11 protein-coding genes are annotated in these 11,726 nt (G+C 67.1%); 1 reads left to right on the top strand and 10 read right to left on the bottom strand.

From position 1 onward, the window contains the following. Positions 1-48: 48 nt before the first annotated feature. Positions 49-978, bottom strand: a complete 930-nt coding sequence (locus AC5P7R_RS21890; protein ID WP_111097729.1) for an oxygenase MpaB family protein — start codon at positions 976-978, stop codon at positions 49-51. A 309-nt stretch (positions 979-1,287) separates the two neighbouring features. Here AC5P7R_RS21890 and AC5P7R_RS21895 point away from each other — a divergent pair, with 309 nt between their 5' ends. Continuing rightward, complete coding sequence (locus AC5P7R_RS21895; RefSeq protein WP_021204368.1) at positions 1,288-1,902, top strand: hypothetical protein; 615 nt, start codon at positions 1,288-1,290, stop codon at positions 1,900-1,902. 39 nt (positions 1,903-1,941) lie between these two features. Here the strand turns inward: AC5P7R_RS21895 and AC5P7R_RS21900 are convergent, their stop codons facing one another. The 9 genes from AC5P7R_RS21900 to AC5P7R_RS21940 form a co-directional block, all read right to left on the bottom strand. Further along, positions 1,942-2,286 (bottom strand): hypothetical protein, encoded by a 345-nt coding sequence (locus AC5P7R_RS21900; RefSeq protein ID WP_031270794.1) that lies wholly within the window; start codon positions 2,284-2,286, stop codon positions 1,942-1,944. Between the two features lie 35 nt (positions 2,287-2,321). Continuing rightward, positions 2,322-3,092, bottom strand: a complete 771-nt coding sequence (locus AC5P7R_RS21905) for a LytR/AlgR family response regulator transcription factor (RefSeq protein ID WP_021204366.1) — start codon at positions 3,090-3,092, stop codon at positions 2,322-2,324. Beyond that, entirely contained in the window at positions 3,082-4,341 is a 1,260-nt protein-coding gene (locus AC5P7R_RS21910; RefSeq protein WP_478436188.1) for a sensor histidine kinase, read from the bottom strand. Before AC5P7R_RS21910 ends, AC5P7R_RS21905 begins: the two co-directional genes overlap by 11 nt. 188 nt (positions 4,342-4,529) lie before the next feature. Continuing rightward, on the bottom strand, positions 4,530-6,179 hold the full coding sequence (locus tag AC5P7R_RS21915) for a M28 family metallopeptidase (protein WP_111097730.1): 1,650 nt from the start codon (positions 6,177-6,179) through the stop codon (positions 4,530-4,532). Positions 6,180-6,617: 438 nt separating this feature from the next. After that, positions 6,618-8,264 carry a CsgG/HfaB family protein gene (locus AC5P7R_RS21920; RefSeq protein ID WP_227852459.1) on the bottom strand — a complete coding sequence of 549 codons (1,647 nt, stop codon included), beginning with the start codon at positions 8,262-8,264 and terminating at the stop codon, positions 6,618-6,620. A gap of 16 nt (positions 8,265-8,280) precedes the next feature. Beyond that, the gene (locus AC5P7R_RS21925) at positions 8,281-8,958 is read right to left on the bottom strand and encodes a hypothetical protein (RefSeq protein WP_021202156.1); all 678 of its coding nucleotides are present in this window, start codon (positions 8,956-8,958) and stop codon (positions 8,281-8,283) included. Between the two features lie 97 nt (positions 8,959-9,055). Then, the gene (locus AC5P7R_RS21930) at positions 9,056-10,156 is read right to left on the bottom strand and encodes a hypothetical protein (protein WP_021202155.1); all 1,101 of its coding nucleotides are present in this window, start codon (positions 10,154-10,156) and stop codon (positions 9,056-9,058) included. Next, positions 10,147-11,334: a hypothetical protein gene (locus AC5P7R_RS21935; RefSeq protein WP_495214181.1), complete on the bottom strand. Its 1,188-nt coding sequence runs from the start codon at positions 11,332-11,334 to the stop codon at positions 10,147-10,149. The genes AC5P7R_RS21930 and AC5P7R_RS21935 overlap by 10 nt, the downstream gene beginning before the upstream one ends. Positions 11,335-11,466: 132 nt before the next feature. Continuing rightward, positions 11,467-11,726, bottom strand: a 260-nt coding sequence (locus AC5P7R_RS21940) for a hypothetical protein (RefSeq protein WP_495214182.1), incomplete at its 5' end; no start/stop codon positions are given.

The raw sequence follows: 11,726 nt of genomic DNA on the forward strand, positions 1-11,726 counted from the left end.
TTGGCGCTTCCGCGGCACCGCGAAAAGCGTGCCAACCAAGGTTGGCACCTACCAGGCAACCGCGGGCCACTCGCGCAGGATCTCCACCGGCGCGCCCATGCGTGCACAGGCGCGGCTGGCGAGGCCGTCGGGCAGCGCACGGCGGAACAGCGGCGCCATGCCCTGCATCAGCTTCGCAGACGCCGCAGCCTGGGCGCGCTGACGGCCACTGCGTGCAAGCATGCCTTCGGCCCAGTCCGGCAGCAGCGCCGCGCCCGCACCGAGGAACACCTCGCGCGACAGCCCCGGCACCGGTACCGGCAGGCGCACGCCGGACAACACCTCCAGCACTTCACGCGAGCGCTCGTCCACACGCAGCTCCGGTTGCCGCGCGCAGAAGTACGCCGCCACCTCGGCTTCGCTGCACGGCACATCCACTGCACCCAGCGCCTCGGCCACACGGCGGTACTCATCGTAGTAGCGGTCGGCGATGTCCCCCGGCACCTCGCGCCCATAGCGGCGGAAACCCTGCAGGAACCCGAAGGCTTCGGTCACGTGCACCCAGGTCAGCAACTGCGGATCGTCGGCGGCGTAGGGCTCGCCCTGCGCGGTCTGGCCGCGGATCCGTGCATGAATACGGCGCACCTTGGCCACCAGCGCCTCCACTTCGCCAGTGGGCGCGTAGCTGGTGCCGGCAACGAAGGCGGTGGTGCGGCGCAGGCGTCCCACCAGGTCCTGGCGGAAATTGGAGTGGTCGTAGACCCCGGCCAGCGCGCGTGGGTGCAGTGTCTGCAGCATCAGCGCGCACAGGCCACCGGCGAGCATCGAGGGAAATTCGGCGTGCAGCCGCCAGGTGACGCTGTCCAGGCCGAACCAGCCCGGGTCGCCCTGCGGATGGTCGTAGTCGATGCCACTCTGGCCGCGCGGGAAGGCGTCCAGTACCCAGCGCCGGATCGGCGCGGTGACGGGGCGGTAGAGTCGCTGCAGCAAAGCCGGCATCACGGGTCCAGGAAAGTCGGAAGAACGGTCGCATCTTGCGCGGTCGGCCCCGATTCTCGGCGATCACGGCGCAGGCGGCGAGCCTCCACGCTCAGCGACCGTTTCATGTGCGGCCGCAGCACGTTTCACCCTGCGACATCCTGTCGCAGGCTGTGACCGCGATGATGCAATGCATCAATTTTCACTCCCGCCGGGCAAACCCTTGCGCCGCTTGGCATTGCCCCCGTTGCACCGCCCGCTGGAAGTGCTAGAACTGGACCCGCCACACCGTCCAATGCTGATCGACGCACGTTCCACAAGGAGCCAGCCATGATTGCCTTGTTCAAGGGTTTGGGAATTCTGCTTCGCGACAACGAGCTCTACAGCAGCCCGTTCGACAAACAGGTGGCGCACTGGCGCAACCTCAGCGAGCAGCAGATCCGCGATGAAGTGGCGGTGCTGGCCCAGGCCAAGTGCCAGTGGCTGATCGCATCGATCATCGGCTGGCAGGCAGCCTCTCTGCTGATCCTGGGCCTGATCGCCAACTACCTGTGGCGCGATGACTTCCATATCACCTTCACCCGCGTGGTGATCGTGTTCGGCTCATGGGTCTCGATCCTGTTCGTGATCTGGTTCATGGCCAACATGTTCGATCAGCAGGCCGGCTTCGAGCGCTGGATGAAGGCCTTCAACAGCCGCGCCCGCATCAGTTCCAAGGCCGACAGCGTGGAGCACGTGGCCGAGGCACTGGACCTGGCCGAGCACTACCCGGAAGTGCTGGACTACAAGCAGGCGGTCACCACCAAGCGCGAACTGCGCCACGAGGACATCCGCATCATGACCGAGATCGGGCGGATGAAGCAGCACTCGGAGCTGGTCGGACGCCTGAACCACGTCGGCGAAACCGAACACCATCACGAGCTGACGCTGCAGCCTGCCTACTGACCCTTCAGCGAAGCGGGGGGATCCACACTGCCACCGTGATCACTCGCGGTGGCAGTGTTCTATCGGGTCCTGGCTGACGCACTGGCGGAAGCCGTCGGGCAGGCCACGCATGGCCTCGGTCTTGCCTGCCGCAACCGCAAACCGGCGCAGCGGCGGCGTGGTGCACGCGGCATCGGTGCTGCACGCTGGGTCCAGCACCAGGTAATGGCAGTGGCCACTGCTGCTGGCAATGCACTGAAAGCGCGCCTCGCCGTCGACCACCGTACTCTTGCTGTACAGCGTGTCCACGCCGTTGGCATGGGTGCGGGTGATCGAGGTGTTGCGGGATTTTTCGCAGCCGGCCAGTGCCAGCACGGCAACGCACGCAATGAGCAGACGGGACATGTTCATTCCTCGGTGCAGGGGGGATGCGGCTGCGGCTACATGCCGCGGAACAGGCTCATGAACGGTTGGCTGACCACCAGCGTTTCCGTTCGGCCACGCAGGCGCAGCACGCCCCGCCCGGTATCGTCGCGGCTGACCGCCGCCACGGCCTTCATGTTGACGATGGTCGAGCGGTGGATCTGGCGGAAATGCTGCGGGTCGAGCACTTCCAGCAGTTCGCGCAACGGCGTGCGCAGCAGGCTCTCGCCGGCGGCAGTGACCACGGTGGTGTACTTGTTGTCGGCGCGGAAGTAGGCCACCTCCTCCAGCATGATCAGCTGCGTCTCGCGGCCGTTGCTGGCGGTGATCCAGGCCAGCGGCGGTCGCTCTGCAGTGCCCTGCGATGGGCCCAACCGCTGCAGCAGGCGCTCCAGCACGGCATCGTCCTGCCGCGTCGATGGCAGCCGCGACAGGATGCGTTCGCGGGTGGCAAGCAGGCGCTCGTCGCTTACCGGCTTGAGCAGGTAATCCATCGCGCCCTGCTCGAATGCATCGATGGCGTACTGGTCGTAGGCAGTAACGAACACCACCTGGGTGCGCGGACTCAGCTCGGACAGCGAGCGCGCGACCTCGATGCCGCTGATACCGGGCATGCGGATATCGAGGAAAGCGATGTCCGGCTGCTTCTCGGCCAGCTGCTCCAGCGCGCTGGCGCCGTCCTCGCACTCGGCCACCAGCTTCAGGTCCGGCCACAGCCGGCGAAGTTGCTCCACCAGCGACTGCCGCAGCAGTTCTTCGTCTTCAGCGATCAGTGCCTCAAGCGGCATGGCTGCGCTCCTTGTTCGACTGCGGCAGGGTCATGGTTGCGGCCACGCCGCTGGGGAAGTTGGCGACGATCGCCACGCCGGCCTGCTCACCGCAGGTCAGGCGCAGGCGCTCGCGCAGGTTCTTCAGGCCGATGCCGGTACCGCTGGTGCCCTGGCCGAAGCCGAGGCCATCATCGGCCACCGTCACCGTCACATGGTCATCGAAGCCACGCGCGAGGATCCAGATCGTGCCACCGCCGGGCTTGGGTTCCAGGCCGTGCTTGATCGCGTTTTCCACCAGTGTCTGCAACGCCATCGCCGGCAGGTGCACGCCATGCAGTTCGTTGGGTACCTGCACTTCCACCGCCAGCCGCGCGCCCATGCGGATACGCAGAATCTCCAGGTAGGCGCGGGTGCGCTCCAGCTCCACGCCCAGCGTGGACACCGATTCGTCCACCTGCGGCAACGAGCTGCGCAGGTACTGGATCAGGTGGCCCAGCATCTGGTCGGCACGTGCCGGATCGGTGCGGGTCAGCACCTGCGCGTTGGCCAGCGTGTTGTACAGGAAGTGCGGTTCCACCTGCGCGTGCAGCAGATTCAAGCGCGCCACCGACAGTTCCTTTTCCACCTGGGTCTGTTCGGCGGCGGCCTGCTCATCGCGACGCTGGTCGGCCACGCGGCGGCTGATCGCACGGGTGACCGCTTCGGCGTTCTCGAAGTTGCTGCCCTCGTCCAGCGCCAGCAGGTCGGCCCACCAGCCCGCATCCGGTTCAAACAGTAGGGTGACGGTGCTGGTGCCCTGCCCCGGCGTGACCGTGGCCAGCACGCTGTTGCGCTTGATCGCCAGCCGCGCCGGCAGGTTCCAGCGCGAGGGCTGACGCCCATTCCAGAGATCCACGCGGCGAACATAGGCGCGCACCTGCAGGCTGCCGGCCGAGCTTTCCACATCCTCAACGCGGGGAAGTTCGGCGATCGCCGCTTCCACTACCGAGAACGCGTGGCCGGCGTCCATCGGCAGTTCGATCTGGCGGCGCTGGCGCCCGGACAAGGTGGTGGCATCCAGGCGACCGGCCACCAGCCAGACCCGGCGGATATGGGTGATGGCACTGCCCAGCGCGGAAATGATCAGGAACATCGCCAGCAGGCCGAAAATCCAGCCCGGGCCATCGTTCATGCCACTGAAGATGCCGCTCCAGACCATGCCTGCGACGAACAGCGCCGCAGCCCAGGCCAGCAGATGACGTAACAGGAGAGAAAGGCTGGCGAACACGGCGGCGCCTTGGAGGAAGGGGGTGAGCCGAGCATAGGGCGGCCCGCCGGGCAAGCAAGCGGGCTGCGACGAAGGGCGGGAAAGCGGGGATGGAAGCGGCTCTGGCAGTGCCGGCCGCTGGCCGGCACCCCGTCATCGCCGCAAGCCTCGCAGCAATGCCGGCCAGCGGCCGGCACTACCGGTGCTTCTTATTCGCGCTGGTCGGCGCTGGCGTCGCGTACGGCGCGGAACGACTCGTCCTTGCTCCAGTTCGGCCAGGCACGGGAGTTGGCCAGCTGGTTGCCCAGCGTGTACAGCACTTCCAGGTCGCGGGCGGCACCGGCGAACACCCAGTCCGGCTGCCATTCGTCGCCCTGCTGGTGGTAGCGCTTGGCGGTGTAGTCTTCCGAGGCCTTCTTGCCCGCAGCCACGCCACCGTCCACCCAGTCCTGGCCGGCCGACCACGACAGTGCCGGCACGCCACGCTTGGCGAACGGGAAGTGATCGGAGCGGAAGAACAGGCCCGCTTCCGGCTTCGGGTCCGGCGTGTAGCGGATATCCCAGCCCTTGGCCACGTCCTTCAGCTGGTCCAGCAGCTCGAAGCGCGCGGCGCCGTAGATGCCGAAATCGCGCGACGGACCGAACGGCGCCATGCCATCCATGTTGATCACCGCCACGGTCTTTTCCAGCGGGTACAGCGGATGGGTGGCGTAGTACTCCGAACCCAGCAGGCCCTTTTCCTCGGCGGTGACTGCCAGGAACAGCACCGAACGCTGCGGGCGCTTCTGCTTGGCGAAGCCACGGGCAAGCTCGATCAGCGAAGCGGTACCGCTGGCGTTGTCCAGCGCACCGTTGAAGATGCGGTCGCCACGCGCGTCCGGCTCACCCACGCCGATGTGGTCCCAGTGCGCGCTGTAGATGATCGTCTCGTCCGGGTGGCTGCTGCCTTCCAGGCGTGCGGCCACGTTGTGCGAGGTGATCACTTCGGTCTTCACCGCGTACTTCGCGTCCAGGCTGGCGCCGGTCAGCGGCACCGGGGTGAAGTCGCGCTGCTGCGCCTTCTTCTTCAGCGCCTCGAAGTCCTGCCCGGCCGAGCGGAACAGCTCCACGGCCAGGTCGCGCTGGATCCAGCCTTCCAGCAGCGGGTGGCTTTCCGCCGGGTTGTCGCGCACCACATCGAACATGGTGTTGGTGTTGGAGCCGGCCACGGTGGCCCAGCCGTACGACGCCGGTGCGGTCTCGTGCACGATCAGCACGCCCAGCGCCCCCTGGCGGGCGCCTTCTTCGTACTTGTAGGTCCAACGACCGTAGTAGGTCATGCCCTTGCCGTCGAAATCACCCTGGCCCGTCTCGAAGTCCGGGTCGTTGATCAGCACGACGGCGATCTTGCCCTTCAGGTCCACGCCCTTGAAGTCGTCCCAGTTGCGCTCCGGGGCCTTCACGCCGTAGCCGAGGAACACCAGCGGCGCCTTGCTGATATCGACGTTGCTGGCGCCGTTCATGGCGGCGCGCACGGCGATCTGCTTGCCCTGCTCCAGCGCAACGGTCTTGCCGCCCTGGTGCAGCGCCAGCTGCGGTGCGCCGACGATGTCGCCCTTGCGCAGCGGAACGGCCTGGGTCCACAGGCGCTTGCCATCCTTGAGGTCACCGCCCGGCTGCAGGCCGGCATCGGCGAACTGCTTGCTGAGGAAGGCGATGGTCTTCTCTTCGCCGGCGGTGGCCGGCGAGCGGCCTTCGTAGGCGTCGGAGGCCAGTTCCTTGACGTCGGCGGAGATCCGCGCGCCGTCGAATTTCGGGGTGGCCGCCATCAGTGCGCTCGACACTGACAGGGCCAGCACGCCCAGTGCTACTCGCTTCATTGCTCTCTCCAGCAGGGAAATCTCTCTGGAGTGTAATGGGATTCGGCAGGGCTGCGCCCTGCACCCGCCGAAGCCAGGGCAACAGCAACAGCAACAGCCAAAGCCAAAGCCAAAGCCAAAGCAACAGCGGCATTCCGTGGGATGGCGGGGTGGGTCCGGTTGCGGGGGACGCTGCAAGTACATCCATGTAAGCTCGGTCGCCGCATCCATGCGGCTCACGCCCCCGCAACCGGACCCACCCCGCCTTCGACAGGTTCCCGCTGCTGTTGGTGGAAGTCGACCTTGGTCGACACACCGCTGTGGTGGGTGTCGACCTTGATCGACACGCCGCTGTTGGTAGGTGTCGACCTTGGTCGACACGGACGGAAACACGAAGGGGTCAGGTTCCTTTCCCTGCGGGAAAGGGCTCTGACCCCATCTGTGTGTTGCTTGAGCCTGTTACCAGTTCGGGTCTTCGGCCGGGGCCGCCGCGGCCTTGGGCTTCGGCTTGGCGGCCGGGCGTGCGGCAGCTGCGGGAGCGGCCGAGGCGGTCGCGCCTGCGGCGGCCGTTGCCGGCCTGCTGCCCAGCTTCTGGCGCAGTTCGATCTGGCCCGGACGGAAACCGCCGCGCATCGCGTCGACGCCGTCTTCGATGGTGCCGTATGAGGTCTGTGCAGCGACGCGGTCGATGCGGATGGTGCAGCACGGGTGTTCGCTGCGGCCCAGCGAGCGGCCGGTCTGCGGGTCCTTCAGTTCTTCGCCCAGGCGCACGGCCTGCCAGCGCTGGCCGGCCTGCACGGTGTCACCGCCCTGGCTCAGCACCACCTGGTCACCGTCCACCGAGACCACCGATACCGGGAACAGCGTGGTGACGATGCTGGTGCCGATCTGGCCCGACAGCGATTCCATCATCGCCGCGGCCATGTTGCGGCCGTTGACCACGCGCGGCAGGGTGCTGGGGCCGGTCGAGGCCAGCTGGTGGTCGAAGCTGTCGGACATCACCACCTGGCCGGTGGTGGCGTTGACCAGGCGCAGGGTGATGCGGCCACCACCGGAGTACGAGGTCACCTGGCGGTCGGACATGCGCAGGTTGCGCACGCTGCGCGGGTACTCGAAGCGTTCGATGGTCGGGATCAGGATCAGGTCGGTCGCCAGCTGCTGGCCGACACGGGCAGTGTCCTGCAAACGTACGTTGCCGCTGTTGATGTGGTCGATCTCGGCCTGCAGTTCGTCGCCGAACTCACGGTCCAGCACGATGAAGCGCTGGGTCTGGGTCAGCGTGTCGGACAGGCGTGCGCGGATCGCGTCGGCCACTTCATCGGCGCTCACGCGGCCATCGCCCACGGCATAGCTGCCGGCCTTGGTACGCGGCAGCGCGACCACGATCTTCGGCTTGCCCTGCTCGTCCGGTGCGCGGTACTGAGCGATCTGGGCACGTACGCGTACCTTCCAGTAGCTGCGCATGCTGCGGTGGGTCACGTCGGAATCGAACGAGCTGGCGCCACGCTTGGCATCGACGTTGACCTTCTCGTCGTAGCTCTGCTTGACACTGGCCGAAGCCGAACCGCTCTTGGCCGAGGCTTCGCCGGACGCACTGGCCGACGCCGAGCCCTTGAAGCTCCAGCCTTCGTCGCTGGCGCGCACACGGGCGATGGTCTCCTCGTCCAGCTGCCGCACTTCGTCCTGCGACAGGATTTCATAGCCCAGCACCGCGCCCTGCGAGCCGGCGATCATCTGCTGGGTGAACGCGTCGGCGCGGATGTCGCCGACGTGTTCGTCATCCACATCCACATGCAGGCCTGCACGCAGGCCCTGCATCTGGCTGGCCACGCGTACGCCGTTGACCTGCGCCACCGCCGACTGCAACGCCGCCAGCACCGCCAGTTCCGGGGTGCTGCCGATGCCGTCGGCCTCGCGCGCGACCTGGGTGGTGCCGCCGAAATCCGGCGTGCCACGCAGGGGCGCCGCTTCCACTGGCGCATTGCTGGCCAGCGCACTGGTTGCCTTTTCCTTGGCGGGCGCGGCAGCCGGGGCGTCCTGCTCGCCACAGGCTGCAAGCAGCGCGGCAACCAGGCCCAGGCCGATCAAACGGTAGGTCATACGCATGGAGATTCGCCTCGGATCAGAGCGTGTCGAGCATCGAATCGGCGTTGGACGGCACCTTCACCTTGCTCTTCCTGGCGAAGGTCACGGCCGACTTGGTCGAGCCGTACAGGCCCTGGATGAAGCCCGGCGATTCCTTGGCCACCCATGCACCGGCGGCCAGCTTGCGGCCGACGGTCGCCAGCTGGGTCGCGCCCAGGTTCTTCATGCCGGCGGTGAAGTTGCTGGCCTCGCCACCGAGCTTCTGTGCTTCGGCGGCCGACGCCAGCAGCGAGACCAGGCCTTCGGCGTAGTGCTGCTTGGATTCAGCGTTCAGTTCCGGCTGCGCGGCCTGGCGCTCGTTGATCGCCGCCTGCGCCGCTTCGCTGACCGACACCGACTTCTTCATCGCATCGACGCTTACCGAACCCGACGACAGCGCCTGGCGCTCGGCTTCCAGCAGCTGCACCTGCTCGGCCAGGCCGAAGGCACGGGCAAACGAGGTCTGGGCCTGCAGCGAGTGCGACTGCGAGCTGACGAAACGACGCACCAGCGCTTCCTGCGCGGCTTCGTCCGGGGCGGCGGCGCTGGAAGCGCTGCTGCTGGAGGTGCCGGTGGCGGCACCGGCCAGGTCCTTCAGCTTGCCCAGGCCAGCGTGGGCCGGCATCGACAGGGTGGCGGCAGCGATGGCCACGACAAGAGCAGTATTGCGGATCATATGAGTGTCCTTTGGGAGAGACGGCCGCGAAGCGGCACGTGGGAATCGGTAATCCAGGGTGATGCCGAGCGGGCTCGGCACCCACCGGGGTGGCGGATCAGCGGACCGCCTTGACGTTCAGTTCGTTGATCATCTGCTGGGCGGCCTTTTCGGCAGCCAGCTGCAGCGCGTTGGTACGGGCCACGGTTTCATTCGGGCCGGTGCCGGAGAACTGCACCGGGCCCACCGACGACACGGTGCGCGGGAAGCGACCGGTCACGTCCAGCACCTTGCCGGTGACCGTGACGAACACGCGGGTGTTGCCACTGGCCGGATCGCGGTCGCGCATGCCGATGTCGAGGGTGCCGACGGCGATGTACGGAATGTTGGCCGCACGGATGCCGTTGGCGGTATCGCGCAGGGTGGCCGGGGCCAGGTCGTTGCCGGTGCTGAAGTCCTTGCGGATGCGCTCGATGCTGAGCAGGCCGCGCGACTCGCCCTCCACGTATTCGGCTTCGACCACTTCGTAGCCGGCGGCGCTGAAGGCACCGGTCATCGCGGTGTTCACTTCGGCGGCGTTGGCCACCTTCCAGGTGATGTTGTCGGCGCGTGCGGTGGTGCTGCCACCGCTGGTGACCGACATCGAACCATTCTGGTTGATGCTGCCGTTGGTGCTGACCGAGTTGCCGCGGAAGCTGTCGCCCTCACGGGTGTTCTCGCTGTAGCTGCTGCTGGCGTCGACGCGGCGGTATTCCTTGTCCTGGAACGACTGCACGGTGTCCTGCGAGCGCGCCATGAACAGGAAGGTCAGCAGCGAGCGCTGCGCGGCGGTGGCACCGGCCACGGCCGAACCCGCATCCAGCTTGGTCTGCAGCAGGGTGGTGTTGATCTCGGCGCGGACGGTGACGGTGTAGGTCTTGGCCTTCTTGTCTTCGGTGTCCGACAGCTGCACGGCGCTGAGCACGTAGCGATCGATCTCGCCGATGAACTCGGCGCGGCGCGCTTCGAACAGGCGCAGCTTGGCCGCACCGGTTTCAGCGATGTACGCCTCCAGGGCATTGACCTTGGCCTTGTTCAGGGCCTGGGCACGGGTGTCGGCACTCAGGCGCAGGCCGTAGCTGGCCGAACCGGTACCGCGCGAGCTGGCGGTCTGCGCAGCGACCGGCGAGGCCACCACCAGCGCGATGAGGAAGAGCAGGATGGTACGCATCAACGACATGACTTGATCAACTCCTGAAGGGCTTGGGTCTGCTGCTGCAACGGGCGGCCGCCCGGCTTCTGTTCGTCCAGCCAGGCGCGCGAATCGGCACGCTTGGCGGCGGCGCCGGCGAAGGCATCGAGCCCGGCCAGCAGGGTTTCGTAGCTGGCCGACCACTGGTCGACCTGCCACTGCGTGACCGGCACCACCTTGGTGGCCCCCTTGCGCAGCGGCTGTTCGAAATAGACCTTCCCCGAGAACGGCTCGGTCACCTTGGCGGTGAAGAAGGCGCCGAACAGCATCGTCTTCATCGCCGGGGTTTCTTCGATCACGCCGTTCTTCAACGCATCCACCTGCAGGTTGATGACGTAGTCCGGCTCGGGAATCTTCAGCTGGTAGACCTTGCCGTCGGCAAAGCGCGCCGCCATCGCACCACCGATCGCCTGGCCCGAGGCCGGCGGCAGCAGGCCGACGCCGGTATTGGATGACAGCGTCTTGGACAGTTCGTGGGCCAGCGTGGCGCGCAGCGGGGCGTCCCACTTCGGGTCGGGCAGCTTGGCGCGGACCGCGTCGGACAGGGTTACGCCACCGACCTGCAGGCGACGCACGGCGGCATCGGGCAGCTTGGCCTGGGCGAGGCTGGCGGCCAGCACCTGCGACAGGCTGGTATCGGCACTGCCGTACAGGAGATCGGCAACGATCGCGTCGATATCGTCGTTGTCCGGCCGGTAATCCTGCACGTCGATGCGCTGCAGGGTCAGCGGATAGGACGCGATCACCTGGCGCTCGCGGAAGTCGAAGAACAGCGCCTGCAGCGCCACTTCCACCAGCACCTTGTACTGGTCACCGATCGGCTCGACCGAGACCAGTTCGCGGTCCAGTGCCGCGGCCAGCACGGTCGCGCTGGTGGTGCCGTCGAGCATCGCCACCGGCTGGTCGATCAGCTGCAGGTGGGCCGGGGCGCGGCGCTTGAGCGACTGTGCCAGCGCCTGGTTCAACGGAATCAGGCCGCGCTGTTCCAGCACCGCATGCGCATGCGGCGTGGTCGCCTGCACGGCGGCGGCGTCAGCGGTATAGGCGAAGCCTGCCCAATAGGCCTGCTGTGATTTGTCTGCCGCCTGGGTGGCGCCCGTGAAGGCCACCATGCACAGCACCAACAGCACGCGCAGGGCGCGTGCACTCCTCTTCCTTGAAGCCATCGACCTGCGTCCTGTGTCCACCCCATGCCGGACGCGGCACAGGCGTGTGAAGGGCGCAACGATAGCCGCTGTTTACAAAACGGGCAAGATGCGACAGCCCGGGTCAGTCAAAGCCCAAGCCCTTGCGCCCGCCTATCTGCCAACCGCACCAGGCCCACCTTCGCGCAGCAGCTCATCCAATGCCTTGCGGTCGGCGGCAACGGTTTCCCTGTCCATCGACATCGGCGCAACGTAGCGCGGCGCTGCAGGTCGCTGCTCCGGAACATCCGGCGCCTGCGAGGTCTGCGGCAGCAAGCGTGGCTTGAACAGGTACGACGGAATCTCATCGTCCGAAGGACTGACCTGGATCATCGTCACCTGGTCCGGCCGGCGCATCGGCACCACCATGCTGG

The sequence above is a fragment of the Stenotrophomonas sp. YJH_SMC_27 genome (assembly GCF_059369815.1).

Excerpts from the sequence above, each read along its gene's own strand:
- AC5P7R_RS21890 (WP_111097729.1), bottom strand. The coding sequence starts at position 978 with ATGCCGGCTTTGCTGCAGCGACTCTACCGCCCCGTCACCGCGCCGATC.
- AC5P7R_RS21895 (WP_021204368.1), top strand. The coding sequence starts at position 1,288 with ATGATTGCCTTGTTCAAGGGTTTGGGAATTCTGCTTCGCGACAACGAG.
- AC5P7R_RS21900 (WP_031270794.1), bottom strand. The coding sequence starts at position 2,286 with ATGTCCCGTCTGCTCATTGCGTGCGTTGCCGTGCTGGCACTGGCCGGC.
- AC5P7R_RS21905 (WP_021204366.1), bottom strand. The coding sequence starts at position 3,092 with ATGCCGCTTGAGGCACTGATCGCTGAAGACGAAGAACTGCTGCGGCAG.
- AC5P7R_RS21915 (WP_111097730.1), bottom strand. The coding sequence starts at position 6,179 with ATGAAGCGAGTAGCACTGGGCGTGCTGGCCCTGTCAGTGTCGAGCGCA.
- AC5P7R_RS21920 (WP_227852459.1), bottom strand. The coding sequence starts at position 8,264 with ATGCGTATGACCTACCGTTTGATCGGCCTGGGCCTGGTTGCCGCGCTG.
- AC5P7R_RS21925 (WP_021202156.1), bottom strand. The coding sequence starts at position 8,958 with ATGATCCGCAATACTGCTCTTGTCGTGGCCATCGCTGCCGCCACCCTG.
- AC5P7R_RS21930 (WP_021202155.1), bottom strand. The coding sequence starts at position 10,156 with ATGTCGTTGATGCGTACCATCCTGCTCTTCCTCATCGCGCTGGTGGTG.
- AC5P7R_RS21935 (WP_495214181.1), bottom strand. The coding sequence starts at position 11,334 with ATGGCTTCAAGGAAGAGGAGTGCACGCGCCCTGCGCGTGCTGTTGGTG.